26 protein-coding genes and 1 pseudogene are annotated in these 25,439 nt (G+C 73.8%); 17 read left to right on the top strand and 10 right to left on the bottom strand.

What is annotated here, in order from left to right:
* Positions 1-22 precede the first annotated feature (22 nt).
* Entirely contained in the window at positions 23-2,140 is a 2,118-nt protein-coding gene (locus AB0M97_RS06685) for a prolyl oligopeptidase family serine peptidase (RefSeq protein ID WP_365959630.1), read from the bottom strand.
* Positions 2,141-2,296: 156 nt separating this feature from the next.
* On the opposite strand from AB0M97_RS06685, the gene AB0M97_RS06680 reads away from it, so the two are divergent.
* Complete coding sequence (locus AB0M97_RS06680; RefSeq protein ID WP_279548410.1) at positions 2,297-2,491, top strand: hypothetical protein; 195 nt, start codon at positions 2,297-2,299, stop codon at positions 2,489-2,491.
* A gap of 39 nt (positions 2,492-2,530) precedes the next feature.
* On the opposite strand, the gene AB0M97_RS06675 is transcribed toward AB0M97_RS06680, so the two are convergent.
* The gene (locus AB0M97_RS06675; protein WP_365959629.1) at positions 2,531-2,740 is read right to left on the bottom strand and encodes a DUF397 domain-containing protein; all 210 of its coding nucleotides are present in this window, start codon (positions 2,738-2,740) and stop codon (positions 2,531-2,533) included.
* A gap of 66 nt (positions 2,741-2,806) precedes the next feature.
* On the opposite strand from AB0M97_RS06675, the pseudogene AB0M97_RS06670 reads away from it, so the two are divergent.
* From AB0M97_RS06670 to AB0M97_RS06655, 4 genes and pseudogenes are all read left to right on the top strand, one after another.
* Positions 2,807-3,097, top strand: a pseudogene (locus AB0M97_RS06670) (helix-turn-helix domain-containing protein); the annotation flags it as partial.
* 96 nt (positions 3,098-3,193) lie between these two features.
* The gene (mshB, locus tag AB0M97_RS06665) at positions 3,194-4,057 is read left to right on the top strand and encodes an N-acetyl-1-D-myo-inositol-2-amino-2-deoxy-alpha-D-glucopyranoside deacetylase (RefSeq protein ID WP_365959665.1); all 864 of its coding nucleotides are present in this window, start codon (positions 3,194-3,196) and stop codon (positions 4,055-4,057) included.
* Positions 4,054-4,464, top strand: coding sequence for a DUF6113 family protein (locus AB0M97_RS06660; protein WP_365959628.1), 411 nt, complete (start codon positions 4,054-4,056; stop codon positions 4,462-4,464). Before mshB ends, AB0M97_RS06660 begins: the two co-directional genes overlap by 4 nt.
* Before the next feature lie 197 nt (positions 4,465-4,661).
* Positions 4,662-6,794, top strand: a complete 2,133-nt coding sequence (locus tag AB0M97_RS06655; protein ID WP_365959627.1) for a hypothetical protein — start codon at positions 4,662-4,664, stop codon at positions 6,792-6,794.
* A 100-nt stretch (positions 6,795-6,894) separates the two neighbouring features.
* Here AB0M97_RS06655 and AB0M97_RS06650 read toward each other — a convergent pair whose 3' ends face one another.
* Both AB0M97_RS06650 and AB0M97_RS06645 read right to left on the bottom strand, forming a co-directional pair.
* Complete coding sequence (locus AB0M97_RS06650) at positions 6,895-7,746, bottom strand: transglutaminase-like domain-containing protein (protein ID WP_365959626.1); 852 nt, start codon at positions 7,744-7,746, stop codon at positions 6,895-6,897.
* Between the two features lie 17 nt (positions 7,747-7,763).
* Entirely contained in the window at positions 7,764-8,840 is a 1,077-nt protein-coding gene (locus AB0M97_RS06645; RefSeq protein ID WP_365959625.1) for a GNAT family N-acetyltransferase, read from the bottom strand.
* A gap of 140 nt (positions 8,841-8,980) precedes the next feature.
* Between AB0M97_RS06645 and fdxA the strand changes: the two genes are divergently transcribed.
* Both fdxA and AB0M97_RS06635 read left to right on the top strand, forming a co-directional pair.
* Positions 8,981-9,307: a ferredoxin gene (gene fdxA, locus AB0M97_RS06640; RefSeq protein ID WP_365959624.1), complete on the top strand. Its 327-nt coding sequence runs from the start codon at positions 8,981-8,983 to the stop codon at positions 9,305-9,307.
* Between the two features lie 129 nt (positions 9,308-9,436).
* Entirely contained in the window at positions 9,437-10,537 is a 1,101-nt protein-coding gene (locus AB0M97_RS06635; protein ID WP_365959623.1) for a bifunctional succinyldiaminopimelate transaminase/glutamate-prephenate aminotransferase, read from the top strand.
* 134 nt (positions 10,538-10,671) lie between these two features.
* Here AB0M97_RS06635 and AB0M97_RS06630 read toward each other — a convergent pair whose 3' ends face one another.
* Together AB0M97_RS06630 and AB0M97_RS06625 are read right to left on the bottom strand one after the other, a co-directional pair.
* On the bottom strand, positions 10,672-11,088 hold the full coding sequence (locus AB0M97_RS06630; RefSeq protein WP_365959622.1) for an ATP-binding protein: 417 nt from the start codon (positions 11,086-11,088) through the stop codon (positions 10,672-10,674).
* 328 nt (positions 11,089-11,416) lie between these two features.
* A complete protein-coding gene (locus tag AB0M97_RS06625) occupies positions 11,417-12,403 on the bottom strand; it encodes a heavy metal transporter (protein ID WP_365959621.1) in 987 nt (328 codons plus the stop codon).
* A gap of 116 nt (positions 12,404-12,519) precedes the next feature.
* Here AB0M97_RS06625 and dapE point away from each other — a divergent pair, with 116 nt between their 5' ends.
* Positions 12,520-13,599, top strand: a complete 1,080-nt coding sequence (gene dapE, locus AB0M97_RS06620) for a succinyl-diaminopimelate desuccinylase (protein ID WP_365959620.1) — start codon at positions 12,520-12,522, stop codon at positions 13,597-13,599.
* 126 nt (positions 13,600-13,725) lie between these two features.
* Positions 13,726-14,484, top strand: coding sequence for a TIGR00730 family Rossman fold protein (locus AB0M97_RS06615; protein WP_365959619.1), 759 nt, complete (start codon positions 13,726-13,728; stop codon positions 14,482-14,484).
* Between the two features lie 18 nt (positions 14,485-14,502).
* Here AB0M97_RS06615 and folP read toward each other — a convergent pair whose 3' ends face one another.
* Complete coding sequence (gene folP, locus AB0M97_RS06610) at positions 14,503-15,363, bottom strand: dihydropteroate synthase (RefSeq protein ID WP_365959618.1); 861 nt, start codon at positions 15,361-15,363, stop codon at positions 14,503-14,505.
* 125 nt (positions 15,364-15,488) lie between these two features.
* Here folP and AB0M97_RS06605 point away from each other — a divergent pair, with 125 nt between their 5' ends.
* Both AB0M97_RS06605 and AB0M97_RS06600 read left to right on the top strand, forming a co-directional pair.
* Positions 15,489-15,842: a DivIVA domain-containing protein gene (locus tag AB0M97_RS06605; RefSeq protein ID WP_365959617.1), complete on the top strand. Its 354-nt coding sequence runs from the start codon at positions 15,489-15,491 to the stop codon at positions 15,840-15,842.
* Positions 15,839-16,426, top strand: a complete 588-nt coding sequence (locus AB0M97_RS06600) for a DNA-3-methyladenine glycosylase I (RefSeq protein WP_365959616.1) — start codon at positions 15,839-15,841, stop codon at positions 16,424-16,426. Before AB0M97_RS06605 ends, AB0M97_RS06600 begins: the two co-directional genes overlap by 4 nt.
* Before the next feature lie 24 nt (positions 16,427-16,450).
* Here AB0M97_RS06600 and AB0M97_RS06595 read toward each other — a convergent pair whose 3' ends face one another.
* Positions 16,451-17,254 (bottom strand): enoyl-CoA hydratase-related protein, encoded by an 804-nt coding sequence (locus AB0M97_RS06595; protein ID WP_365959615.1) that lies wholly within the window; start codon positions 17,252-17,254, stop codon positions 16,451-16,453.
* A gap of 354 nt (positions 17,255-17,608) precedes the next feature.
* Between AB0M97_RS06595 and AB0M97_RS06590 the strand changes: the two genes are divergently transcribed.
* A complete protein-coding gene (locus AB0M97_RS06590) occupies positions 17,609-17,776 on the top strand; it encodes a DUF3117 domain-containing protein (RefSeq protein WP_003966491.1) in 168 nt (55 codons plus the stop codon).
* A 118-nt stretch (positions 17,777-17,894) separates the two neighbouring features.
* On the opposite strand, the gene AB0M97_RS06585 is transcribed toward AB0M97_RS06590, so the two are convergent.
* Positions 17,895-18,593 carry an O-methyltransferase gene (locus AB0M97_RS06585; protein ID WP_365959664.1) on the bottom strand — a complete coding sequence of 233 codons (699 nt, stop codon included), beginning with the start codon at positions 18,591-18,593 and terminating at the stop codon, positions 17,895-17,897.
* 162 nt (positions 18,594-18,755) lie between these two features.
* Between AB0M97_RS06585 and sigE the strand changes: the two genes are divergently transcribed.
* The 5 genes from sigE to AB0M97_RS06560 all read left to right on the top strand — a co-directional run bounded on the left by sigE (position 18,756) and on the right by AB0M97_RS06560 (position 24,125).
* Positions 18,756-19,529: an RNA polymerase sigma factor SigE gene (sigE, locus tag AB0M97_RS06580; protein ID WP_365959614.1), complete on the top strand. Its 774-nt coding sequence runs from the start codon at positions 18,756-18,758 to the stop codon at positions 19,527-19,529.
* A complete protein-coding gene (locus AB0M97_RS06575) occupies positions 19,526-20,497 on the top strand; it encodes a zf-HC2 domain-containing protein (RefSeq protein WP_365959613.1) in 972 nt (323 codons plus the stop codon). Before sigE ends, AB0M97_RS06575 begins: the two co-directional genes overlap by 4 nt.
* Positions 20,498-20,664: 167 nt before the next feature.
* On the top strand, positions 20,665-22,521 hold the full coding sequence (locus AB0M97_RS06570) for a trypsin-like peptidase domain-containing protein (protein WP_365959612.1): 1,857 nt from the start codon (positions 20,665-20,667) through the stop codon (positions 22,519-22,521).
* 195 nt (positions 22,522-22,716) lie between these two features.
* A complete protein-coding gene (locus AB0M97_RS06565) occupies positions 22,717-23,154 on the top strand; it encodes a sec-independent translocase (protein ID WP_365959611.1) in 438 nt (145 codons plus the stop codon).
* A gap of 299 nt (positions 23,155-23,453) precedes the next feature.
* Positions 23,454-24,125, top strand: coding sequence for a hypothetical protein (locus tag AB0M97_RS06560; RefSeq protein WP_365959610.1), 672 nt, complete (start codon positions 23,454-23,456; stop codon positions 24,123-24,125).
* A 153-nt stretch (positions 24,126-24,278) separates the two neighbouring features.
* On the opposite strand, the gene AB0M97_RS06555 is transcribed toward AB0M97_RS06560, so the two are convergent.
* Positions 24,279-25,412 (bottom strand): Mrp/NBP35 family ATP-binding protein, encoded by a 1,134-nt coding sequence (locus tag AB0M97_RS06555; protein ID WP_365959609.1) that lies wholly within the window; start codon positions 25,410-25,412, stop codon positions 24,279-24,281.
* Between the last annotated feature and the right edge of the window lie 27 nt (positions 25,413-25,439).

Below are 25,439 nucleotides of genomic sequence, written 5' to 3'. Positions count from 1 at the left end.
GGCCCGTTGCCCCGCCGCGGTGCTACGCCGTCCCCAACGACCGCTTCAGGAAGTCCACCTGAAGCAGCAGCAGGTTCTCCGCGACCTGCTCCTGCGGGGTCATGTGCGTCACGCCGGACAGCGGCAGCACCTCGTGCGGGCGGCCGGCGGCCAGCAGGGCCGAGGACAGCCGCAGCGCGTGCGCGACGACCACGTTGTCGTCGGCCAGGCCGTGCACGACCATCAGCGGCCGGTGCGGCTCGGCGGGGAAGGACAGCCCTTCGTCGGTGACGAGCGAACTGTTCGCGTACGCCTCCCGGTCCGCCACCGGATCGCCCAGGTACCGCTCCGTGTAGTGCGTGTCGTACAGCCGCCAGTCCGTGACCGGCGCGCCCGCGATGCCCGCGTGGAAGACGTCCGGGCGGCGCAGCACCGCCAGCGCGGCCAGCCAGCCGCCGTAGGACCAGCCGCGGATCGCCACCCGGGACAGGTCGAGGGGATGGTCCTCCGCGAGCGCGCGCAGGGCCTCCACCTGGTCGTCCAGAGAAACGGTCAAGTCCCGGTGGAGGGCCTTCTCCCAGGCGGGGGAGCGCCCCGGGGTGCCCCGGCCGTCGGCGACGACCACCGCGAAGCCCTGGTCGGCGAACCACTGCGAGGTCAGGTGCGCGTTGTGCGCCGCCACCACCCGCGCGCCGTGCGGGCCGCCATAGGGGTCCATGAGCACGGGCAGGGGGGTGTCACCGGCGTAGTCCCGAGGCATAAGCAGGGCGCACGGGATACGGCGTGCGCCCCCCTGGGTGAGCAGCAACCGCGGCGACACACCGGGACGCTCGGCGTGCGAGGCGATCACCGCGGCCCTCTTGCCGTCCCGCAGCACCTGCACCCGCGCGCCCGGCCGGTCCGGCGCGGCCGACACCAGCACGGTCACGTCCCCGGAGCGCACCGCCGCGTGCACCCCCGGCTCCTGCGAGAGGCGCTCCACGCCCAGCTCGTTGACCCGGTACACGTGCACCTCGCCGGTTTCCGGCTCGGCCGCCTCCTCGCCCGCCGACGCCTGGACCAGCACGTCGTGGTCGGAGACGTCCAGCACCGCGCGGATGTGCAACTGCGGTCCGGTGAGCGGCCGTTCACCCACCGCGAGGACGCGGGCGCCGCCCTCGTCGGCGATGCGCACGAGCTGTCCGGAAGGGCTCCAGCACGGCACCCCAGCGAAAATTTCCAGCCAACTTGGATCTTCATCCGCGTGCACCATCCGGGTCGCCCCGGACACCGGGTCCACGGCCAGGAACAGCTGGCCGCGCTGGTCGCGCGCCTGCACCAGCAGCAGCGGCGCACCCGCCGCTGACCAGTGCACACGCGCCAGATACGGGTAGCGCGCCCGGTCCCAGGACACCTCCGCGCTCGCCCCGTCCAGGCCGATCACGAACAGCCGTACGTCCGCGTTGCCGGTGCCCGCCGCCGGGTACCGGACGTGGTGTGGCTCACGTTCCGGACGGACCGGGTCCGCGATCCACCAGCGCTGCACCGGCGTGTCGTCCACGCGCGCCACGAGCAGCCGGTCCGACTCCGGAGACCACCAAAAGCCCCGCGAACGCCCCATTTCCTCGGCCGCGACGAACTCCGCGAGACCGTACGTGACGTTGTCCCCGTCCGGTTCCGCCAGGGCCCGGTCGTCCCCGCCCTCGGCTCCCACCACCCGCAGCGCGCCCCGCGCGACATAGGCGACGTGCCGCCCGTCGGGGGAGGGGCGCGGGTCGATCACCGGCCCCGGGACGCGCAGTTCGCGGGCCGTGCCGGCACGCAGCTCGGCCGTGAAAAGCCGCCCCGACAAGGCGAAGGACGCCAGCTCAACGGCCACGTCGGTGGCATAGCCGACGACGCCGGCGCCGCCCTCGCGGCTGCGCTCACGGCGCGCCCGCTCCTCCGGCGAGAGGTTCTCCGAGGCCCCGCCCAGCAGCGCCCGCGGGTCGGCCGCGACGCGCTCCGCGCCGTCCGCCAGGTCGAGCACCCACAGCGAACCGGCCCGGTCCGTACCCGAACCGGAGCGCAGGAACACGACACGTTCACCGTCGGGCGACACGGTGAACGAACGCGGCGCGCCGAGCGTGAACCGCTGAGTGCGGGCGTGCCGTCTGGGGAAGGAGTCAGCCTCGGTCGTCATGCCATGACCATATTGGCCATGCGCCCCCTTGTGTCGCCGTGCGCCGATCGATGCGCACGCACGGATAGTTATGATCAGTGGCGCGCAGTGGGTAAGAACTTGCTTGCCCCACGTATCAATCCCCCGCGTCCCCTGGGTCCTTGGAGGTGAGCCGCCGTGGCACTCTCGATTTCGGCGGTGGTGCTGCTGGCGATCATCGTCTTCCTGCTGATCAAGAAGTCAGGACTGAAGGGAGGTCACGCGGTCGTCTGCATGCTGCTCGGTTTCTATCTCGCCTCCTCGACCGTGGCACCGACGATCAGCGACCTGACGACGAGCGTGGCGAGCATGATCGGCAGCATCAAGTTCTGACACGACCACGCCGCCTGCGTCACCGTCAGCCGGAAGGCCTCAGCCCTTGACCTCGTACGGCGGGAAGCGGGTCCGTGGGGCGGGGCTGAAGGCCGGCCGGGGCCCCGCTGTGTCCTTCGAGTCACGGACGTGGACGGTGCCGGGGCCGGTAGCGATCTCGACACAGGAGTCGGTTTCCGCGTCCCTGCTGTAACAGCTCTTGAACCACGCCAGTCCGGAGGCGTCCCCGGACGAGGTCTTGCGGCTCATGTCTCCCCCAGCCGTTGCTCGAGGAAGGCAGTCGACTCACGTGGCGTGAGGGCCCTGGGGGGGGGCTACCTGGCGCCCGGCGTCGCCGTCTGGCTGGAGCGGGATGTCGCACCCCCGCCGCCGTACGCCGCGCCCTGACCGCGGACCTGCCGGCCGAGGGCGTACCGCACCCCGCGGCCCTCCTGGCCCACCGTCTCGCCGACCGGCTCCCGCCCCCGCCACCGTTCCGGGCACCGGCCACCCCATCGGCACCCCGGTACCCCGATGCGGAAGTGCGACGGCTGTGACCGGGCCCTCCGCTCACCCACCCCGGGAGCCCGCTGCCGCGACTGCCGCGCCGGCCTCCAGGAGGCCGCCCGGCAGGAACGTGACGACCCTTGCCCCCGGGCACGTCACCCTCGGCCATGCCAGGGCGCGATCACCCCCACCCCCGCGCCTCGTAGGCTGGCCCCCATGACCGAACTGCCAGCCCGGCGTCTGCTGCTGGTGCACGCGCACCCGGACGACGAGTCGATCAACAACGGCGTGACCATGGCCCGGTACGCGGCCGAGGGTGCCCATGTGGCCCTGGTCACCTGCACCCTCGGGGAGCGTGGTGAGGTCATCCCGCCGCAGCTCGCGCACCTCACCGGCCCGGCCCTCGGCGAGCACCGGCGGGGCGAACTCGCCGAGGCGATGCGCGCCCTCGGCGTCCGGGACTTCCGGCAGCTTGGCGGCCCCGGCCGCTACCGCGACTCCGGGATGATGGGCCTGCCCGACAACGACGACCCCGGCTGCTTCTGGCAGGCCGACGTCGAGGAGGCCGCCGCGCACCTCCTGGAGGTCATCCGCGAGGTACGCCCCCAGGTCCTCGTCACCTACGACCCCGACGGCGGCTACGGCCACCCCGACCACATCCAGGCCCACCGCGTCGCCATGCGCGCCGCGGACCTGGCCGAGGAGGCGGGCCTGCCCATCGCCAAGATCTACTGGAACCGCGTCCCCCGCGGCGTCGCGGAGGCCGCCTTCGCCCGGCTCGGCGACGACCTGCCCGGCCTGCCCTTCGACAAGGCCGGCGCCCTCGGCGACGTACCCGGCGTCGTCCCCGACGAGCGGATCACCGCCGAGATCGACGGCACCGTACACGCCGCCGCCAAGGCCGCCGCGATGCGCGCCCACGCCACCCAGATCGAGGTGACGGGGGCGTACTTCGCGCTCTCCAACCACCTCGCCCAGCCGCTGTTCACCACCGAGTACTACGAGCTGGCCCGGGGCGAGCGCGCCGCCGGGCTGCGCGAGACCGACCTGTTCGCCGGGACCGGGGAGGCGGCGGCATGAGCGAGCGCACCCCGGCGATGGCCCGGCCGCTGCGCCCGCCGACCGCCGCACGCACCGCCGCCTGCCTGGGACTGTTCCTGCTCGGCGGCGTCGTCGCCGTGGCCGGGGCGCTGGTGCAGCCCGCGTGGTTCCCGGGCGGGCTGCTGCTCGCCCTGGCCGCCGAGGCCGGGCTCTGCCTGGGCGCCGCGCGCGCCGTCGGCAGCCGGGGCGGGGCCGTCGCACCGGCCGGCGGCTGGATGCTCGCCGTCATCCTGCTCACGGCCAGCCGCCCCGAGGGCGACTTCGTGTTCGGCGCGGGCAGCGGCTCGTACCTCTTCCTGCTCGGCGGCATGGCCGTCGCTGTGATGTGTGCCACGCTCGCGCCCGTGCGGCAACGCGGCGGGAGTCCCGCCCGACTTGCCAAGTGACGTACCACTTCGCCGTGACACGCGCGTGGGAGTCCGGTGCGGGTTTCCCCAGCGGTCGGGGGATACGGGCCAGAAGTGGCCAGTATGGTGGTGCGCGCCGCCGAGCTTCCCCCCGGGCTCCCGAGTCCGCTCGGGCAGGGGGAGCCCCCAGCGTGAGGTGACGTGACGGGCGGCGGAGCCAACCGGGAGAACCTGCCTTGAGTCGTGAAACTGACAGTCCGTCCACCGGGCCCAACGGGCGCGGCGGAGCCGCATACCCCTCGGGCACGCCGCCGTACGGCACCCCGACGGGGGCCGACGGCGGTGCGGAGGCGGGCCGTTCGGCCACGCAGCCGGAAGAACGCAAGACCGAGACCCAGCTGACGACCCGGGTCCGGATCAACATTCCCGGGTCCCGGCCGATTCCGCCGGTCGTCGTGCGCAAACCCGTCGGGGAATCCGGCGGCGGGGCCGACCAGGCCGCCGAGGCCCCGGCGCCCGGCCCGGCCCCGGCCGCCGGTTCCGCGGAGCCTCCCGCCGAGCCCGGGCGGCAGGCCGAGGAGAAGACCAGCGACTGGTTCGCCCCCCGCAAGTCCCCGGCGGCCAAGGGCGGTCAGGTCGACGGCGCGGCCAACGGCGCGGGCGGACCCGGCGGTTCCGGTGTGCCCGGTTCCGGCGCGGCGCGGCCCGGCGGCGTGGCGGGCCCGATGAGCGCGCCGGGCGGTTCCCGGCCCGGCGGCCAGGGCGGCACGCTCCCCGGCGGTGCGAACGGCGCCGGGATGTCCGGCGCGACGGGCGGACCCGTGGCGCCCGGGCACGGCGGCGGCACCGGCTCCTTCGACGTGACCGAGGCGCTGGCCGCGGGGCCGCTCGGCAGCAGCCCCCGCCCCGGACCCGAGGGCGACGCACACCGCGACGGCCTGCCGTACTTCGCCGACCACGGCCGGGGCGAGCGGACCGGGCAGCAGCCCCGCCTCGACCACAACGGCATGCCCGTTTACGACGCCCCCCACGACTTCGGTGAGCCGGCCGGCCCGCAGGGCCCCACCGGCGGCCCGGTCACCGGCGACAGCCCGCTCACGCCGCCGCTCGGCACGGGCCCGGGCGGCCCCGGCCCGCTCTCCGGTCCCGGCGCGGCCTCCGGTCCCGGCCTCGGCGGCGGGCTCAGCGACGACACGGCGATCCTCACCCCGCAGAAACCGGCCCCCGAACCGGCCGGCCCCGGCTACGGCAACCCCGGCGACAACGTCTCCGGGCACACCGTCACCAGCGGCATCCCGGTCGTCCCGACCGACCGGAACGCGCCCTACAGCCCCGGCGCGTCCGCCGACGGACCGCTGCCGCACACGCCCCCGCAGCTGCCCGACCCGCTCGCGCCGCAGCCGGCGAGCCCCGCGAGGCCGCCGAAGAAGGGCCGCAACAAGCTCGTGCTGCTCGGCGGCGGCCTGGTCTTCGCCGCCGGGATCGCCTACGGCGCCGGGCTGCTGATGAACCACTCGGACGTGCCCAAGGGCACCACCGTGCTGGGCGTCGACATAGGCGGCGGCACCCGCGACGACGCCGTCGAGAAGCTCGACCGCGCCTTCGAGGACCGCGTGAACAAGCCGCTGAGGCTGACGGTGGGCGGCACGACCGTCGAGCTGACGCCGGACCAGGCCGGGCTGCAGTTCGACATGCAGACCACGGTCGCCGAGGCGGCCAGGAGCGACTACCACCCGGTCTCCGTGATCGGCTCCCTGTTCGGCAACCACCGGGTCGTCGAGCCGGTCATGCCCGTCGACGAGGAGAAGCTGCACGTCGCCCTGGAGGACGCGGCCGGCGGGGCCGGCTCCGTGACCGAGGGCACGATCAGGTTCGAGTCCGGCCGGGCCGTCCCCGTGTATCCCAAGGCCGGCAAGGGTATCCACGTCGGCAGGGCGGCCGACGTGGTGGAGGCGGCGTACCGCGCCCAGGTCGAGACCGGCACCTCCGCCCCGGTGAACGTCCCGACCAGCATCCAGCAGCCCGAGGTCTCCCGGGCCGAGGTCGACCGGATGATGAAGGAGTTCGCCGAGCCGGCCATGTCGGCCAAGGTGACCGTGCAGACCGACGCGGCGCACGCGGTCCCGATGAGCCCCGAGAAGTCCCTGTGGAAGTTCCTCAGGGTCGAGGCCGTCAACGGCAAGCTGGTCGACAAGCCCGATCTGGGCGCCCTGAAGGCGCTCTACGGCCAGGCGTTCGACGACGTGCGCATCACCCGGGGCAACGGCGAGAAGACGCCCGTCACCCCGCAGGACGTGTACGGCGCCCTGCGCCAGGTCCTGACGAGCAGGACGGACCGCGTGGCCGTCATCGAGACCGACCCCAGCTGACGAACCGGCCGCCCCGGGGCACCCCGCACCCGCCGGGTGCCCCGGGGCGGCGGGCGGTCTCCACGGGGGTGCCCGGGGCGACGCGCGGTCGCCGGGCGGCTCAGTTCAGCTTGGCGCGCGCCACCCGCGCCTCCCCGCGCACCTTCTCGGCCGCGTCCTCGTCCACCGCCGCCACGACGTCCGCGTACGCGTCCAGCTCCGCCGCGCCCGCGAGGAACTCGCCCCGCTGCACCAGCAGGACCGCCCGCTCGTAGCGCAGCCGGGCCGGGTGCGCGGGCAGCAGCAGCGACAGGTCCAGCGCCCACAGCGACACGTCGGAGCGCTCCGGCCGCGCGGCCGCCCACGCGCGGATGTTGTTCAGGATCCGCAGCACCACCTCCAGCGGCTGCGCGGGCGCCGGCACCGACGGATCCGGCGCCGCTCCCGTCGCCCCCACGACCAGCAGCTCGGCGTCCGGCCCGGTCAGCACCCGCCCGCCGTCGAACGGGTCCGCGAGCACCTGCTCCCCGGCCGGCCCGAACCCCACGACGAAGTGCCCCGGCAGCGCGACCCCGTACACCGGGGCCCCCGCCCGCCTGGCCACCTCCAGCCACACCACCGACAGCAGGATCGGCAGCCCGCGCCGCCGCTGGAGCACGTGCTGGAGCAGTGACGACTCCAGGCGCTGGTAGTCGCCCGGCGTGCCGTGGAACCCGCATTGCCCGCCGAGCAGGTCCCGCAGCGACTCCGCCCAGGCGCGCGGCCCGCCCGGCCGGTACGGCAGCAGCCCGGCGAGCCGGTCCAGCTCGATCTGGGCGGCGTCGACGCCGGCGTCGTCCAGCGTGCCGTCCGCCGCCGCGCCGATCAGCAGGCACAGCAGCGACAGGTCGGGCCGCTCGGAGCGGGCCTCGGCGGCGAACCGGTCACGCAGCTCGGCGGACCGCTGCGGGGGCGGCGGGAAAGGGGGACGCATAGCAGGCTGGTGCCCTCTCACGGTGTCTCGTACCGGCCGTCGGCACCGGTTTCCGGCGCGCGGTAGTGGTGGTAGGCGTGGTGCACGGTGAAGCCGAGGCGCGTGTAGAGGCCCCGCGCGGCGGCGTTGTCCTCCTCGACCTGGAGCCACGCGGCCGACGCGCCCTCGTCCAGGGCCCGCCGGGCGAGTGCCGCCATCACGGCCGTGGCCAGCCCTCGCCGCCGCAGCGCCGGATCGACCTCGACAGCCGCGAACCCGGCCCACCGCCCGTCCACCACACACCGCCCGACGGCGACGGGCACCCGCCCCCCGACGGCCGCCGGCATCTCCTCTCCGATGTCCGCCGCCCCCTCGCCCCCGCCGGCGCCCGGCACGGACGCGAACCACACCGACGGCCCGCTCCCCAGCACGCGCAGCGCCACCTCGGGCACGCCCTTGCGCTGATAGCGCGCCAGCCACGCCGCGTCCGCCTCCCGCGCCAGCCGCACCCCGGAGGGCTCGGCCAGGTCGGCCACGGGCGCGAGCGCCCCGGTCCACAGCTCCGCGGTCACCTCGCGCACCCAGCCGCGCCGCTCCAGTTCCGCGCACAGCAGCTCCTGGGTGCCCTCGGCGCCGGTCGCGGTCTGGACGTAGGCGGGCAGTCCGCGCTCGCCGTACCAGCGGCGTACGGCGTTCAGCGCCTCGTCGAGGGGCAGGCCCGGGTCGCCGAGCGGCAGCACCGAGTTGGCGCGCCGGGTGAAGCCGTGCGCCGCCCGCAGCTCCCAGCCGCCGAGCCGCTCGCTCTCCACCGGCCGCCAGGCCCGCGCCGAGACCCGGGCCAGCTCCTCGTACGAGGCGGCGGGCCCCCGGCGGCGCGCCGGGGCGGCCGGGACCACCTTGCCCGCCACCAGCGTGGCTTCCGGGATGCGGACACTCTCACCGGACCTGCGTGTGATGTGCAGCACGCCGTCGGTCCATGATGTGAGAACCCCCACCGTGTCAGTGAACTTCCCGGGCGTCCCCCCAGGTACTGTCAAGCACCGCACGGAGACCCGTTTGCCCACGTCAGCAGCGGTGATACGGACCTCAAGGCGCCCGGCGGCAGAGATTTCCACGGGTCAGTTCACCCCTCCTGTTCGGATCGTGCCCAGGAACGGAGATACTAGGGGCGGGCATCGACGACGCCGCGCTCCCGCGCGCCAGGCGGCGGAGCCTGAGGAGGCCCGCCAGCGCCCTATCGAGGAGGAACGACAGCGTGACCTACGTCATCGCGCAGCCTTGTGTCGACGTCAAGGACAAGGCGTGCATCGAGGAGTGCCCGGTCGACTGCATCTACGAGGGCCAGCGGTCCTTGTACATCCACCCGGACGAATGCGTCGACTGCGGGGCCTGTGAGCCGGTGTGCCCGGTGGAGGCCATCTTCTACGAGGACGACACTCCGGAGGAGTGGAAGGACTACTACAAGGCGAACGTCGAGTTCTTCGACGACCTCGGCTCGCCCGGTGGCGCCAGCAAGCTGGGGCTGATCGAGCGCGACCACCCGTTCATCGCCGCGCTGCCGCCGCAGGCTTCCGGCGAGTAATTCCCGCAAGCGGCCCGCCTGCGCGCCGCCTCGGTCCCGTACGGCCTGTTCACCGCGACGGCCGCACGGGACCGAGGCGTTTGCCGTCCGGGCCAGGCCGCCGCACCGCACGAAAGCGAGCCAGAGAACGTGTCCGCAGTCTCCGATCGCCTGCCCGCCTTCCCCTGGGACAAGCTGGCCCCGTACAAGCAGACGGCCGCCGCGCATCGGGACGGAATCGTCGACCTGTCCGTCGGCACCCCGGTCGACCCCGTGCCCGAGCTGATCCAGAAAGCGCTGACGGCCGCGGCCGACTCCCCGGGCTACCCGACGGTGTGGGGCACGCCGGAGCTGCGCGACGCGATCACCGGCTGGGTGGAGCGCCGCCTGGGCGCCCGGGACGTCACGCACCGCCATGTCCTGCCCGTCGTCGGCTCCAAGGAACTCGTCGCCTGGCTGCCGACCCAGCTGGGCCTCGGCCCCGGCGACCGGGTGGCGTACCCGCGCCTGGCGTACCCGACGTACGAGGTGGGCGCCCGGCTGGCGCGCGCCGGCCACGAGGCGTACGACGACCCGACCGAGCTGGACCCGGCCGGCCTGAAGCTGCTGTGGCTGAACTCCCCGTCCAACCCCACGGGCAAGGTCCTGGCCAAGGAGGAGCTGACCCGGATCGTGGGCTGGGCCCGCGAGCACGGCGTGCTGGTCCTCTCCGACGAGTGCTACCTGGAGCTGGGCTGGGAGGCCGACCCGGTCTCGGTCCTGCACCCGGACGTCAACGGCGGCTCCTACGACGGCATCGTCGCGGTGCACTCCCTGTCGAAGCGTTCCAACCTCGCGGGCTACCGCGCCGCCTTCCTCGCCGGTGACCCCGCGGTCCTCGGCCCGTTGCTGGAGATCCGCAAGCACGGCGGCATGATGACGTCGGCGCCGACACAGGCGGCGACGGTCGCGGCCCTGGGCGACGACACGCACGTCCGCGAGCAGCGCGAGCGCTACGCGGCCCGCCGCACGGTCCTGCGCGAGGCCCTGCTGGGGCACGGCTTCCGCATCGAGCACAGCGAGGCCTCGCTGTACCTGTGGGCCACGCGGGACGAGTCCTGCTGGGACACGGTGGCGCACCTGGCGCGGCTCGGCATCCTGGTGGCGCCGGGCGACTTCTACGGGCCCGCGGGCGAGCGGCACGTCCGGGTCGCCCTGACGGCGACGGACGAGCGCATCCGCGCGGCGGCGCAGCGGCTGGCCTCCGCGTAGGGCGCGGCGGCCGGCGTCCGCGCGGGGCGCGCACACAGGCGAGCGGCGGGGCCCAGGAGGGAATCCTGGGCCCCGCCGCTGTGCGTGCGGGGCGGGGAGGGGAGGGGCGCCGCTCCGCGTGCCGGGAGGCCGGGTCAGCTGAGTGGCAGGCCCTTGGTGGGCAGCTCCTGCGTGGGCAGGCCGCCCTTCGTCACCGTGCCGGCGGCGTCGCCCACGACGGTCCCGGCGGAACCGGCCACGTCACCGGCCGCCTTCTGCGCGACGGGGGTGGCCTTCCTGACGGCCTTGCCGCCGGTCTTGCCCGCGGCGGGCACCGCCTTCTCGACCGTCTTCGCGCCGGTCTTCCCGGCGGTCTTGGTGACGTTCTGCGCGGCGCCGTCGACCGTGGCGCCGGCGTTCGCCCCGTCCAGGGCGGTGAGCCCGCCGAGGTTCGGGGTGGCCGGCAGTTCGGGGGCCGCGCTGGCGGAGCCGGCCGCACCGACTCCGGCGGCCGCTCCAGCAGCGACGAGCAGCGCGGCGCGGGCGATCCGGCGGGTCAGGGGGAGGGACATGATGCTCCTTACACGGGAGAGAACGGTGAAGTGTCGTGCCGGACCCGGGAGTTGGCCGACCGACTGGATGCTGATCGTCCGGGCTCGGACGCAGTGACTACCGCTCGAAACCCGCGAAGGTTGCGGCACACCGGCGTAAAGAGTTGGTAATGCGTCGCATAATCGCCTGCGGAGGAAAACGGGCAAATGCCGTCCGGTGTGAAAGTCCGCCGAATCCTTGCAGCCCTTGATTCCCAAGGCTTTCCGGGATTCGGGGGTGGCGCTGCGAAAACCTGAACGCCCCCTCTTTCCACGGCCGGCGGGCAAGCCCCGCGAGTGACGCCTCGTACTACTGCGCGGTCACGATGCGGACCGCGTCCGCGTCCTTTTCCGCGCCCGCGGCGCCCTGGCCGGAGAGCGGACGCCACTGGCTCTCCGTACGCCCCGCGGTCCACTCCCGGCCGGCGTACGTCACCCGCTGGATGTGCAGCGCCGAGGCGTTGGCCACCGCCCAGTGCGCCAGCTGCCAGCCCCGCCGCCCGGGGTCGCGCTCCCCGGCCGGTCCCGGCCCGGCGGTCACCGGCACCACCACCGTGCGCCCCCCGGCCTCGCTCTTCGCGTCCGCCGACGCCGGCGGCCCGGGCGTCGCCGTCCCGGCGCCCACCTCGGCGCCCGCCGGCTGGAGCGCGTCCCGTCCGAAGTCCCGCACCAGCGCCGCACGCACCGCCTGCGGACCCGCGGCCCGGCTGGCGGCCGGCCGTCCCTCGCAGGTCAGCGTGGCCGCCGAACGTCCGGTGAGCGCGGCGGCGAGCAGCGCGGCGTCCGGCTCGTGCTTGGCGTACGCCTGCGGGAAACCGCTGCGCTGCACGCGCTGCGCCGCGACCGTCAGCGGCAGCCGCGTGTACCCGGGCACCTTGACCAGGTGGTCGTAGAACATGGCCGACGCGTACGTCGGGTCCATGATCTCCTTCGGGGTGCCCCAGCCCTGCGAGGGCCGCTGCTGGAACAGGCCGAGGGAGTCCCGGTCGCCGTGGTCGATGTTGCGCAGGGCGGACTCCTGGAGCGCGGTGGCGAGCGCGATCGTCACGGCCCGCTCCGGCAGGCCCCGCGCGGTGCCCACGGCGGTGATCGTCGCCGCGTTCACCGCCTGCTCCGGCGAGAACTCGTACGTCGCCCCGTCGCCCCTCGCGGAGACGACCCTGCACCCCGGCCCGCCCCTGCCTCCGGTGACGTACTGCACGGCGAGATAGCCGGCGATCGCGAGCAGGACCACGAAGGCCGCCCCGAATCGGAAGAGGCGGCCGCGACGCTGGGAAGAGGGGGGCGGCTCTGGCACGCCTACAAGGTACTTGAGGAGGCTGCGGGCCGGTGCCGGGTGTGGACGGTGCCACAGCGGCCGGGACGTGCGGGCGCGGACCGTGCCGGGCAACCGGGGGCGCTAGGGTCGACGGCATGGCCGATACCCCGCTTGACCTCACGCTGGACGCCGCGAAGCTCACCGCCCGGCTTGTCGACTTCCCCTCCGAGAGCGGCACCGAGAAGCCCCTTGCGGACGCGATCGAGACCGCCCTGCGCGCCCTGCCGCACCTCAGGGTCGACCGGTACGGCAACAACGTGGTGGCCCGCACGAACCTGGGGCGGCCGGAGCGGGTGATCCTCGCCGGGCACATCGACACCGTGCCGATCGCCGGGAACGTCCCCTCCCGCCTGGACGAGGACGGCGTGCTGTGGGGCTGCGGCACCTGCGACATGAAGGCGGGCGTCGCCGTCCAGCTGCGCATCGCGGCGACCGTCCCGGCCCCCAACCGTGACCTGACGTTCGTCTTCTACGACAACGAGGAGGTCGCCGCCGACCTCAACGGCCTCAAGCACATCGCCGAGGCCCGCCCCGAGTGGCTGGAGGGCGACTTCGCGGTGCTGCTGGAGCCGTCCGACGGGCAGGTCGAGGGCGGCTGCCAGGGCACGCTGCGGGTGCTGCTGAAGACCAGGGGCGAGCGGGCGCACTCGGCGCGCGGCTGGATGGGCTCCAACGCCATCCACGCGGCGGCGCCCATCCTGGCGAGGCTGGCCGCCTACGAGCCGCGCCGCCCCGTGATCGACGGCCTGGAGTACCGCGAGGGCCTGAACGCGGTCGGCATCACGGGCGGTGTCGCGGGCAACGTCATCCCGGACGAGTGCGTCGTGTCCGTCAACTTCCGGTACGCGCCCGACCGCACGGAGGAAGAGGCGGTGGCCCACGTCCGCGAGGTGTTCGCGGACTGCGGCGTCGAGGAGTTCGTCGTGGACGACCACAGCGGCGCCGCGCTGCCCGGCCTGTCCCACCCCGCCGCTGCGGCCTTCATCGAGGCGGTCGGCGGCACCCCGCAGCCCAAGTACGGCTGGACCGACGTCTCCCGGTTCTCCTCGCTCGGCGTCCCCGCCGTCAACTACGGCCCCGGCAACCCGCACTTGGCGCACAAGCGGGACGAGCGGGTGGACACCGCGAAGATCCTGGCGGGCGAGGAGCGGCTGCGGGCCTGGCTGACGGCCTGACACCCGAAGCCGCCGCGGGCCGGACCGTGTTTACGGCGCTCCGGCGGCGGACATGCGGAGGTCCCTCGGACGTAACCCCGGTGGATCTACGCTGAGGCCGAACGAACGCCGACGGAGGGAGCACACATGGCTACCGGAAACCCCGAGGGGAAGAGGAAGCCGCCCGGGGAGCAGCGCCTGGGGCCGGTCCTCCGCAGGCGGGACCAGGTGCAGGCCAGCACCACGGACCAGCGGCTGCTGGACGAGCGCGCCCCCACCGACTGGGTGCACACCGACCCCTGGCGGGTGCTGCGCATCCAGTCGGAGTTCATCGAGGGCTTCGGCACCCTCGCCGAACTCCCACCCGCGATCAGCGTGTTCGGCTCCGCCCGCACCCCGGCCGACTCGCCCGAGTACGAGGCCGGCGTCCGGCTCGGCCGGGGCCTGGTCGAGGCGGGCTTCGCCGTCATCACCGGCGGCGGGCCGGGCGCCATGGAGGCCGCCAACAAGGGCGCCTGCGACGCGAGCGGCGTCTCCGTCGGCCTCGGCATCGAGCTGCCCTTCGAGCAGGGCCTCAACCCGTACGTCGACATCGGCCTCAACTTCCGTTACTTCTTCGTCCGGAAGATGATGTTCGTCAAGTACGCGCAGGGCTTCGTCGTCCTGCCCGGCGGGCTCGGCACCCTCGACGAACTCTTCGAGGCACTGACCCTGGTCCAGACGCAGAAGGTGACCCGCTTCCCGATCGTCCTGTTCGGCAGCGACTACTGGGGCGGCCTGGTCGACTGGCTGAAGAACACCGTGATCGCCCAGGGCAAGGCCGCCGACAGGGACCTGATGCTGTTCCACGTCACGGACGACGTGGACGAGGCCGTCGCCCTCGTCTCCAAGGAAGCCGGCCGCTAGCCCTTCCTGCCGAGGCCCTCACGCCAGACCCCGGCGGGCCACCGCCGGGGGACGGTGCCCGGCGATCGACGCCACCATGTCCAGCACCTGCCGGGTCTCGGCGACCTCGTGCACCCGGTACACCCGCGCCCCGAGCCACGCGGAGACCGCGGTCGTCGCCAGCGTCCCCAGCAGCCGCTCCTTCACGGGCCGGTCCAGCGTCTCCCCGACGAAGTCCTTGTTCGACAGCGACACCAGCACCGGCCAGCCCGTGGCGACCATCTCGTCCAGGCGCCGCGTCGCCTCCAGGCCGTGCCGCGTGTTCTTCCCGAAGTCGTGCCCCGGGTCGATCAGCACCGACTCCCGCGGCACCCCCAGCGCCACCGCCCGCTCGGCCAGACCGACCGTCACGCGCAGGATGTCCGCCATCACGTCGTCGTACGTCACCCGGTGCGGGCGGGTGCGCGGCTCGGCGCCACCCGCGTGCGTGCAGACCAGACCCACCCGGTGCCGCGCCGCGACCTGCGCCAGCTTCGGGTCGACACCGCCCCACGCGTCGTTCAGCAGGTCCGCGCCCGCCTCGCACACGGCCTCGCCGACCTCGTGCCGCCAGGTGTCCACGCTGATCACGACGTCCGGGAAACGCCGCCGCACCTCCGCCACGAACCCGACCGTGCGCCGCGCCTCCTCCTCGGCGGTCACCTCCTCGCCGGGCCCGGCCTTCACCCCGCCGATGTCGATGATCGCGGCCCCGTCGGCCACCGCCTGCTCCACGCGCGCGAGTGCCGGCTCGTCGCGGAAGGTGGCACCCCGGTCGTAGAAGGAGTCCGGGGTCCGGTTCACGATCGCCATGATCACCGGCTCGTGCGGGTCGAATTCGCGCCTGCCCAGCCTGAGCATCCCCTGTGACCTCTCCTTGTACGTCCCCGTCCACGGCCGCCCGCGACCCCGGCTGTCGGAGTCGCATGGCACGATCGGAGCCTGACACATCCGCATCCGATCCATCCGACGTGGGGGCCCCAGCGATGGTGATGTTCTTGTTCCTGGTCGTGGCGCTCGCCGTCGTGGTCGCCGCGGTGACCCTCGCCGTCGTGGGCGGCGGCGAGCGGCCCCCGCTGCCCGAGGCCGCCCCCGAGCGGCTCCAGGACCACCTGCCGCCGGACCGGCCGCTGGACCGCGCCGACGTGGAGCGCCTGCGCTTCCCGCTCGCCCTGCGCGGCTACCGCATGGCGGACGTGGACGACGCCCTCGGCCGCCTCGGCGCCGAGCTCGCCGAGCGGGACGCCCGCATCGCTGACCTGGAGGCCGCGCTGGCCGGCGCCCGAGCCGCCGCCCACCGTCCCACCCCGGACCAGCCCGCGCGGGAGGCCGAGCGGTGAGCGGGGCCCTCACCGGCCCCGACGGCGCCCCGCGCTGCCCCTGGGCGCTGTCCACCGCGGACTACGTGACCTACCACGACGAGGAGTGGGGCCGCCCGGTCCACGGCGACGACGCCCTGTTCGAGCGGCTCAGCCTGGAGGCCTTCCAGTCCGGCCTGTCCTGGATCACCGTCCTGCGCCGCCGCCCCGGCTTCCGCGCCGCCTTCGCCGGCTTCCACATCGCCGAGGTCGCCGCCTTCACCGACGACGACCGCGCACGGCTCCTGGCCGACCCCGGCATCATCCGCAACCGCGCCAAGATCGACGCCACGCTCGCCAACGCGCGCGTGCTGGCCGACTGGGCCCCGGGCGACCTGGACGAGCTGATCTGGTCCCACGCCCCGGAGCCCGGCCGCCGCGCACCAAAGACCCTCGCGGACGTCCCGGCGCTCACCCCCGAGTCCACGGCCCTGTCCAAGGCCCTGAAGAAGCGGGGCCTGCGCTTCGTGGGCCCGACGACGGCGTACGCGCTGATGCAGGCGTGCGGACTGGTCGACGACCACCTGGAGACGTGCGTGGCGCGGTCCGCCGGGCCCGGCGCATGAGGAGACGGCCGGGGTCCGGTCGGCTCACCGGCCCAGATACTTCGGCTTCTCCTTGTTGACGAACGCCCGCACCGCGATCGCGTGATCCTCGGAGGACCCCGCCCGCGACTGCAGCTCCTCCTCCTTCTCCAGCGTCTCCTCCAGCGAGTGCGTCAGCCCGTACGCCACGGACTCCTTCAGCGCCGCGTAGGCGACCGTCGGCCCCGCGGCCAGCGCCCGCGCCACCTTCTCCGCCTCGGCGCGCAGCTCCGCGGCCGGCACGACCCGGTTGGCGATGCCCAGCTCGTACGCCTCCTGCGCGCCGATGCTCCGGGGGAACAGCAGCAGGTCGGCGGCCCGGCCCGGACCGACCACCCGGGGCAGCGTCCAGGAGATGCCGGAGTCGGCGGTCAGCGCCACCCCCGCGAAGGACGTGTTGAACGCGGCCGTGTCCGCCACCAGCCGGTAGTCCGCCGCCAGGGCGAAACCGAAGCCCGCCCCGGCCGCCACGCCGTTCACCGCGGCGACCACCGGCTTCGCGGCACCGGCCAGCGCCCGCACGATCGGGTTGTAGTGCTCGCGCACCGTGCTCATCGTCTGCCCCGAGCCGGATTCCCGGTCCGCGGCCAGCAGCCCGATGTGCTCCTTGAGGTCCTGGCCCACGCAGAACGCCCGCTCCCCGGCGGCCGTCAGCAGCACCGCCCGTACGGCGTCGTCGTCCGCCGCGGACCGCACCGCGTCCCGCAGGGCGACCTTGGCCTCGACATTCAGCGCGTTCATCGCCTCCGGGCGGTTCAGCGTGATCGTCGCTAGCCCGTCGCTCACCTCGTAGAGCACCGTGTCGGCCATGGCGTATCCCCTCCGTGTGGCGGTTGTCTGCCAGACAGCATGGCGGAGATCAACGACAGCGGAACGGACCGGCCGTGTGAGCTGCGTCAAAGAATTCCGGGCGGTTTCCGTTCGGCGGAAGTGTGTACGGGCGCGCAGTATCGCAGTCACATCGCCGAATTGAGTGGTTTTGCTCGTGTGCGTTGCCCAAGCGATGCCGACCGATGTTGGTCATCGGGTCCTGCGATGCGGGATAATGGCTGGGAAGCAATGTGTTCGATGCCGGTGTCGCGCGCGTGCCCGTTCCGGACCGTGCGTGCCCTTCAGGGGGCCGTCGGCTTTGACGATGAGCTGGTTTCAGGAAGGGGAACGAGCATGGCGGCCATGAAGCCGCGGACGGGTGACGGCCCGCTCGAGGTGACCAAGGAGGGGCGGGGCATCGTCATGCGCGTTCCGCTCGAAGGCGGCGGTCGGCTCGTCGTTGAGCTGACCCCGGACGAGGCCGACGCGCTCGGCGACGCTCTCAAGAAGGTCGTCGGCTGACGCGCAAGCGACCGTACCCTTTCAGTGGCCCCGGCACCGTATGTGGTGCCGGGGCCGTTGCTTTACCAGGGGCTCTCTCGGAGGTTTTCCCGGGTTTTCCGGCGAATCCGGAGGCGCCTCAGCGCTTTACCGCGCACAGCAGGCCGTCGCCCACCGGCAGCACCGACGGCACGAGTTCCTGGCTCTCGCGGACCGTGCGCAGCAGGTCGCGCAGCCGCAGCACCTCGGTGGGCTGGGGCCCCGAGTCCAGGGTCCGTCCGTTGGCGAAGACGCCCTCGAAGACGACCAGCCCGCCGGGGCGCAGCAGACGCAACGATTCGGCGAGATAGTCGAGGTACTCGAGCCGGTCGCCGTCGCAGAACACGAGGTCGTAGCCGGCGTCCGCGAGCCGCGGCAGCACGTCCAGGGCGCGGCCCGGGATGAAACGGGCCCGGTTGCTGGCGAAGCCCGCGGTCCGGAAGGCCTGGCGGGCGAACTGCTGGTGCTCCGGTTCCGGGTCGACCGTGGTGAGGACCCCGTCCGGCCGCATGCCGTGCAGCAGATGGATCCCGGAGACGCCGCAGCCCGTCCCGATCTCGGCGACGGCCTTCGCGTCCACGGCGGCGGCGAGCAACCGCAGCGCGGAACCCGTGCTGGGCGCCACCGAGCGCAGCCCTGCCTGACGGGCCCGGTCACGGGCCCAGTGCAGCGCGTCGTCCTCGGCGACAAAGGCGTCGGCGAACGCCCAGCTCGTCTGCCGGTTGCCGGTAATGACCCTCTCCTGTCCCCGTGGTTGCCTGGGCGTGACTGTATCCGTTGGCGTCGGGAACCCGCAGATGGGACCGGGCGTTTAACGGGATGAGCCAGGGGCGGATGCCGTGACGGGGGGTGGCGGATGGACCGGGACGCCAAGCAAGTGCTGACGCAGCCGTACGAGCCGTGTCAGCCCCGATCAATTTCTCGTAAAACCGCTTATCCGGAGCTAACGGGCGAGGTGGCTATGGTAGGGGCTCCACTGGACACCACCAGAGCCGACAGGGGAGGTGCGGCTGCACCTGTGGATCGCAGAGGGGCGCTGCGGCGCTTCCTCGGATCGGCGGGCAGGCCGAAATCCGTGAACGACACCGCTGCTGACCCCAGCCACGCCGCTGACCACCCGCAGACCGCGACGTTCTCCACCGACGCGGACGGGTCGGCGTGGACTCCTCCCACGTGGGAGGAGATCGTCAGCACGCACAGTGGCCGGGTCTACCGCCTCGCCTACCGCCTCACGGGCAACCAGCACGACGCCGAGGACCTCACCCAGGAGGTCTTCGTCCGCGTCTTCCGATCCCTGTCGACGTACACGCCGGGGACCTTCGAGGGCTGGCTGCACCGCATCACCACGAACCTCTTCCTGGACATGGTCCGCCGCAAGCAGCGCATCCGTTTCGACGCGCTCGGCGAGGACGCGGCCGAGCGGCTGGCCAGCCGGGAGCCCACCCCGCAGCAGATCTTCAACGACGCGCACTTCGACGCGGACGTCCAGCAGGCCCTCGACACGCTCGCCCCCGAGTTCCGTGCCGCGGTCGTGCTGTGCGACATCGAAGGGCTGTCGTACGAGGAGATCGCCGCGACCCTCGGCGTCAAGCTCGGCACGGTCCGCTCCCGGATCCACCGCGGGCGCTCCCAGCTGCGCAAGGCCCTCGCGCACCGCTCGCCGGAGGCCCGGGCCGAGCGCCACTCCTTCATGGCCCGCGTGCCGGCACTGGGAGGAGGGGGCGCGAGCGCGTGAGCGGGTCACGGCCGAAACCCGTCGAGGGACACCTCGCGGAACAGCATCTGGGAGACCGACTCGCCGCCCTGGTGGACGGTGAGCTCGGTCATGACGCGCGCGAGCGCGTACTGGCGCACGTCGCCACCTGCCCGAAGTGCAAGGCGGAGGTGGACGAGCAGCGCCGGCTGAAGAACGTCTTCGCGGAGACGGCCCCGCCGCCGCCCTCGGAGAGCCTGCTGGCCCGCCTCCAGGGGCTGCCCGGCTGCGACCCGGACGGCGGTTCCCCGCGACTGGGTTCCCCGCGGCTCGGCGACGGCGGTCTCGGCGGACTGCCCGGCCGGTTCGGGACGTCCGGGGTCTTCGGCGCGAAGCGCGACCACCGCCTCGACTTCGGTTACGCCCCCGCCGCGTCGCACGCCGCGGTGCTGCCGTCCTCCCCGGGCCGCGGCTTCGCCCTCCACGACGTCGGCCGCCACGACTCCGACCGGCCGCCCTCGCGCGGGCTGCGGTTCGCGTTCGTCGCCGCCGGGGCCGTGTCGCTGGCCGCGATCGCGCTCGGCGGGGTCACCACCGGCACGACGGCCGACACGTCGGAGTCGCGCGCCGGCTCCGGCAGCAACGTTACGCCGCTGCGCAGCCAGGGCGCCGGGGCCACCGCCACCCCTGAGTCCCAGCGCCGCCGCACGACCGGGTCGGTGCTCGCCCAGGGCGGCCAGCAGGCGATCGGTGACACCCCGGCCGCCCCGACCGGGGTGTCCGCGCCACTGCTGCCCGGCGTGCCGTCCCCGGCCACCGCCCGGCCGTACGTGCCCCCGCTGACCACGCCGGTGGCGCAGGCCGCCGTGTCCCCCCTGATAGGCCCGCTGTCCGCCACGCCGCCGGTCTCCCTGACCTCGTGGTCCACGCCCCCCGGGCTGCTCACCGCCCCCGTCCCCGAGGTCACCCCGGTCCCCACGCCGACGCCCTCCTCCCACCACCTTCCGTGACAGGGCGCCGGGCGCCCGACCCGCGGCCGGGGGAACGGCGCCTGCGCGCCGGCGCGCGGACCTGATTGAATCCGGGGTGGGCCGCGCCCCGCCAGCGTGCCGGGCGCGGAGTCGACGAACTGCGGTCACCGCCGACGGGCCGTGCCGCGGCCGGCGTGGGGGAGAGCATGAACGAGGGGAAGCCCGCACTGGGCCCGTCCGGGCAGCCGGAGACGCCGGGGGACGTGCCGGGGGAGCCGGAGGCACGCCGAGCGGAGACGGCCGGACGGGGAGCGGGGCCCGGCACCGACGGTGACTACGAGCTGGAGCGTCCGGCAGCGGTGGACGCCGTCGATGCCTCTGAGGGCGCTGCGGTTTCCGAGGCGCCCGGTGCTTCGGCCGGCGTCGGGGGGAACCCCACCGGCCTTGACGCCGCTGTCGCCGACGCGGGCCCCAGCTCGCCCGCCAGCCCCACAAGCCCTGTCAGCCCCGCAGGCCCCGCCGGCCCCAGCACCGAGCGGCCCGGGCCCCTGCACGACCCGGACCCCTACAGCACCCCGCCGTACGGCGAGCCGGGCCCCTGGGCCCCCGCCCCGCCCGTCCAGCACCCGGCGACCACACCGGCCCGCGGAACGGCCCTGGCGGCGCCGCCCGGCGCGCCCGTGCCACCGGTCCAGCACCCGGCGCCCGCGCCCGCCCCGGGGACGGGCGTGCCGCCGAGCCAGGTCGCGCCCGGCGTGGCAGCTCCAGGCCCGCACCCGGCGCCCATGCCCGGCCACGAGACGGCCCCCGCCGCCTCCGCTCCCCTCCCCGGGGTCTTTGCCGACGCCCCCGCTCCCGACCCCTGGCGCCGCTACGACCCCTGGGCCGTTTCCAGCGGTGCCGGGGCGGTGCAGCAGAGCGGTGCCGCCGTGCCGAGCGGTGCGCAGCGGCGTCGGCGGGGGCGCAGGGCGCTGCTCGGCGGCATGCTGCTGGTGGCGCTCGTGTCCGGTGGCATCGGCGGCGCCGTGGGCGCACATCTCGAACGCAACGGCGGAGTCGGCGGCGTAGAGCTGCCGCAGGCCGGCAAGGAGGCCCCCGGGCGGGCACCCGACAGCGTGGCCGGGATCGCCGCCCGCGCCCTCCCCAGTGTCGTCACGCTGCACGTCAGCGGCAGCGAGGAACAGGGCACCGGCACCGGCTTCGTCCTCGACGGCCGCGGCCACATCCTGACCAACAACCACGTCGTCGAGCCCGCCGGGTCCGGCGGCGAGATCACGGTGACGTTCCACAGCGGCGACACCGCCAGGGCGAAGATCGTGGGCCGGGACAGCGGCTACGACCTCGCCGTCGTGCGGGTGAGCGGCGTGCGGGGCCTCACCCCGATGCCGCTGGGAAATTCGGACAACGTGCAGGTCGGCGACCCCGTCGTCGCCATCGGCGCACCCTTCGACCTGGCCGGCACGGTCACCTCCGGCATCATCAGCGCCAAGCAGCGGCCCATCACGGCGGGCGGTGAGAAGGGGGACGGCAGCGACGTCTCGTACGTGGACGCCCTGCAGACCGACGCGCCCATCAACCCGGGCAACTCGGGCGGACCGCTGCTCGACACCCGGGGCCGCGTCATCGGCATCAACTCCGCCATCCGTTCCGCCGACAGCGGCGCCGACCTGGACGGCGGCCAGTCCGGCTCGATAGGGCTCGGTTTCGCCATCCCCATCAACCAGGGCAAACGGGTCGCCGAGGAACTGATCGCCACCGGCAAGGCGGCCCACCCCGTCATCGGCATCACGCTCGACATGAACTACGGCGGCGACGGCGCCCGCGTGGGCGCCAAGGGCAACGACGGCGGCCCGCCGGTCACCCCGGGCGGCCCCGGCGCCAAGGCCGGGATCAAGGCGGGCGACGTCATCACCGAGGTCGACGGGCAGCGCGTCCACTCCGGTGAGGAGCTGATCGTCAAGACCCGCGCCCACCGCCCCGGCGACCGCCTCGAACTGACCCTGAAGCGCGACGGCGAGGAGCGCACGGTCTCCCTCGTCCTCGGTTCCTCGCGGGACGGCTGAGATCACCGGGCGACCGGCACGTAACGGGATCGTTCAGGCGAACACTGCGAAAACCGATCGCATACACGCACCCGGACGTCACGGGACGGTACCGGTGGGACGGGATCGGCGGGTACCGTGGATCCGGCCCGGACCACGGAAGACGCGCACAGACCACCGAGGGCCGAGGACCGAGGACATCGCAAGGAGCTTCAGGTGTTCAATGACATAGGACCGCTCGAGCTGGTGACGATCATCGTCCTCGCCGTGCTCGTCTTCGGTCCGGACAAGCTCCCGAAGGTCATCCAGGACGTCATGCGGACGATCCGGAAGATCCGAGAGTTCTCGGAGAGCGCCAAGCAGGACATCCGGCAGGAACTCGGCCCCGAGTTCAAGGACTTCGAGTTCGAGGACCTCAACCCCAAGACGTTCATCCGCAAGCAGCTGGAGAACGACGAACTGGGGATCAAGGAGATCCGCAACGGCTTCGACCTGAAGAAGGAGATGGCCGAGGTCACGGACGCCGTGCACGGCCGCGACACGGACTCCTCCGCGGGCGCGCCCGCGTCGCCGGGCAGTCGCGTGGACATGGCGAAGAAGCCCGAGGAGCCGCGGCGCGACGACCGTCCGCCCTTCGACGCGGACGCCACCTGAGCCCTTCGCCGGCCCCCTCTGAGCCGTCGCGGCGCCCTCTGAGCCGTACGGGGGAGCAATTCACCCTCGCCCGTACGTGACGCGTTTCATACGCGACACATCCGGCACCCGTTCCGTCCAGCCCTTTCGTGTCGTGTGCACGCTGTGTGGCGACGGCGCGGAAGCCCCGCGCGCCCGGCGCTTTCCGGGGAGTGTGCGCGGGTGTGGATATGCTGCCGAGTTGTTGTGCGGACCGGACGAGTACGCCCGAAGGGGGGCGGGCCGGTCGGTCCGAACTAGAGCGAGGAGGCGTCCGGCACATGGAGACGACGAGTAGGGGAGTCGCGCAGGCGCCGGCCGCGGAGGACGGACAACGGGCCGCCTCCGCCCGGCGCACGGTCGACGACTACCTGCGCGCGCCCTTCCCGTGGTACGGCCTCGACGAGGCCTTCACGGGTCGGCGCTGGCTGATGCAGGTCGGTGCCGCCGCCGACGGGGCCGTGGAGCACGGTTCGATCGGGCACGGCGACGAACCCTCGGTGCGCAACGAGTTCACGGCGGGCGGTGACCAGGAGGCCAAGGAGAAGTTCGCGGTCGTCGTCACCGTCGCCGCCAACCCCGTACGGCGCAGCCCGGACGGCACGGGCGTGCTGGAGGCCACATCGGTGTCCTCGGCGGCCTGGCTCGCGGGTGTCGGGCTGCTCACCTGCACATGGCCCGGCCAGGTGGACCACACCCTGCGGGACGACTGGCTGGAGCAGCAGACCGAGACGGCGTGGGCCCTCGCGGACGACCTGTCGGGGCCCGAGTGGTCGACGCTGTCGCTGCCGGTGGACGGGGTGCCGACGCAGTTCCACTACCGGGAGTCCGAGTTCGGCTGGGTGCTGGCCGGTTCCACCGGGGCCGGGGTGCACGTGGGGGCGTACGGGCGCGGCATGAGCGCGTACGGGCTGGGCTTCGCGGCCGTCAAGGACATCGCGCTCTACGCGTGACCGCGCCGTGCGCATGACCGTGCCGTACGCGCGACCGCCCCGTCCGCGTGAGCGCGTCGTCCGCATGACCGCCGCGTCCGCATGAGCGCGTCGTACGCGTGACGCACGGGGCGCCGCAGGACGCGGCGCCCCGGCTGCCGGGTCGGGGTCGTCCTAGAACTTGTTCTTCGGGGTGATTCCCAGGGACAGGCCCGACAGGCCGCGCTGCCTGCCGCCCAGCTTTCCGGCGATCGCGCGCAGGGCCGTGCCGGCCGGGGAGTCCGGGTCGGTCAGGACCACCGGCCGGCCCTCGTCGCCGCCCTCGCGGAGGCGGACGTCGATGGGGATGTTGCCGAGGACCGGGACGTTCGTGCCGGTCGTGCGGGTCAGGCCGTCGGCGACGACCTGGCCGCCGCCCGTGCCGAACACGTCGACCATCTCGCCGCAGTGCGGGCAGGGCAGGCCCGACATGTTCTCCACCACGCCGACGATCTTCTGGTGGGTCTGCACGGCGATGGAACCCGCCCGCTCGGCCACCTCCGCCGCCGCCTGCTGAGGCGTCGTCACCACGAGGATCTCGGCGTTCGGCACCAGCTGGGCCACCGAGATGGCGATGTCGCCCGTGCCGGGCGGCAGGTCCAGCAGCAGCACGTCCAGGTCGCCCCAGTACACGTCCGCCAGGAACTGCTGGAGCGCGCGGTGCAGCATCGGGCCGCGCCACACGACCGGCGCGTTGCCCGGGGTGAACATGCCGATCGAGATGACCTTCACGCCGTTCGCGGACGGCGGCATGATCATGTTCTCGACCTGGGTGGGGCGTCCGTCGGCACCCAGCATGCGCGGCACGCTGTGGCCGTAGATGTCGGCGTCGACCACGCCGACCTTCAGGCCGTCGGCCGCCATCGCCGCCGCCAGGTTCACCGTGACCGACGACTTGCCGACGCCGCCCTTGCCGGACGCCACCGCGTACACGCGGGTCAGGCTGCCCGGCTTGGCGAAGGGCACCTCGCGCTCGGTCTGGCCGCCGCGCAGCGCCGCCGCCAGTTCCTTGCGCTGCTCGTCGCTCATGACGTCGAGGGTGACGTCGACGCGGGTGACGCCCTCGACCCGCGAGACCGCCTCCGTCACCCGCTGCGTGATCGTGTCCCGCATGGGGCAGCCGGAGACCGTCAGGTACACGGTGACCGCGACCGCTCCGTCCGCACCGATCTCCACCGACTTGACCATCCCGAGTTCCGTGATGGGCCGGTTGATCTCGGGGTCGTTCACCGTCGCCAGTGCTTCGCGCACCGCGTCTTCCGTAGCCATGAGGACGATGGTACGGGGCTCGGCACC

This window comes from Streptomyces sp. NPDC051207 (genome assembly GCF_040682395.1).
GTDB lineage: Bacteria > Actinomycetota > Actinomycetes > Streptomycetales > Streptomycetaceae > Streptomyces.
The sequence above is the reverse complement of the archived record's forward strand: the minus strand, read 5'-3'. Positions and strand labels throughout refer to the sequence as shown.

What these genes read in the sequence shown, in the direction of transcription:
- AB0M97_RS06650 (WP_365959626.1), bottom strand. Translation starts at nt 7,746, where the DNA reads ATGCGTCCCCCTTTCCCGCCGCCCCCGCAGCGGTCCGCCGAGCTGCGT.
- sigE (WP_365959614.1), top strand. Translation starts at nt 18,756, where the DNA reads ATGGTAGGGGCTCCACTGGACACCACCAGAGCCGACAGGGGAGGTGCG.
- AB0M97_RS06590 (WP_003966491.1), top strand. Translation starts at nt 17,609, where the DNA reads ATGGCGGCCATGAAGCCGCGGACGGGTGACGGCCCGCTCGAGGTGACC.
- AB0M97_RS06570 (WP_365959612.1), top strand. Translation starts at nt 20,665, where the DNA reads ATGAACGAGGGGAAGCCCGCACTGGGCCCGTCCGGGCAGCCGGAGACG.
- AB0M97_RS06675 (WP_365959629.1), bottom strand. Translation starts at nt 2,740, where the DNA reads ATGAGCCGCAAGACCTCGTCCGGGGACGCCTCCGGACTGGCGTGGTTC.
- mshB (WP_365959665.1), top strand. Translation starts at nt 3,194, where the DNA reads ATGACCGAACTGCCAGCCCGGCGTCTGCTGCTGGTGCACGCGCACCCG.
- AB0M97_RS06560 (WP_365959610.1), top strand. Translation starts at nt 23,454, where the DNA reads ATGGAGACGACGAGTAGGGGAGTCGCGCAGGCGCCGGCCGCGGAGGAC.
- AB0M97_RS06660 (WP_365959628.1), top strand. Translation starts at nt 4,054, where the DNA reads ATGAGCGAGCGCACCCCGGCGATGGCCCGGCCGCTGCGCCCGCCGACC.
- AB0M97_RS06615 (WP_365959619.1), top strand. Translation starts at nt 13,726, where the DNA reads ATGGCTACCGGAAACCCCGAGGGGAAGAGGAAGCCGCCCGGGGAGCAG.
- AB0M97_RS06595 (WP_365959615.1), bottom strand. Translation starts at nt 17,254, where the DNA reads ATGGCCGACACGGTGCTCTACGAGGTGAGCGACGGGCTAGCGACGATC.
- folP (WP_365959618.1), bottom strand. Translation starts at nt 15,363, where the DNA reads ATGCTCAGGCTGGGCAGGCGCGAATTCGACCCGCACGAGCCGGTGATC.
- AB0M97_RS06555 (WP_365959609.1), bottom strand. Translation starts at nt 25,412, where the DNA reads ATGGCTACGGAAGACGCGGTGCGCGAAGCACTGGCGACGGTGAACGAC.
- AB0M97_RS06685 (WP_365959630.1), bottom strand. Translation starts at nt 2,140, where the DNA reads ATGACGACCGAGGCTGACTCCTTCCCCAGACGGCACGCCCGCACTCAG.
- AB0M97_RS06630 (WP_365959622.1), bottom strand. Translation starts at nt 11,088, where the DNA reads ATGTCCCTCCCCCTGACCCGCCGGATCGCCCGCGCCGCGCTGCTCGTC.
- dapE (WP_365959620.1), top strand. Translation starts at nt 12,520, where the DNA reads ATGGCCGATACCCCGCTTGACCTCACGCTGGACGCCGCGAAGCTCACC.
- AB0M97_RS06605 (WP_365959617.1), top strand. Translation starts at nt 15,489, where the DNA reads ATGGTGATGTTCTTGTTCCTGGTCGTGGCGCTCGCCGTCGTGGTCGCC.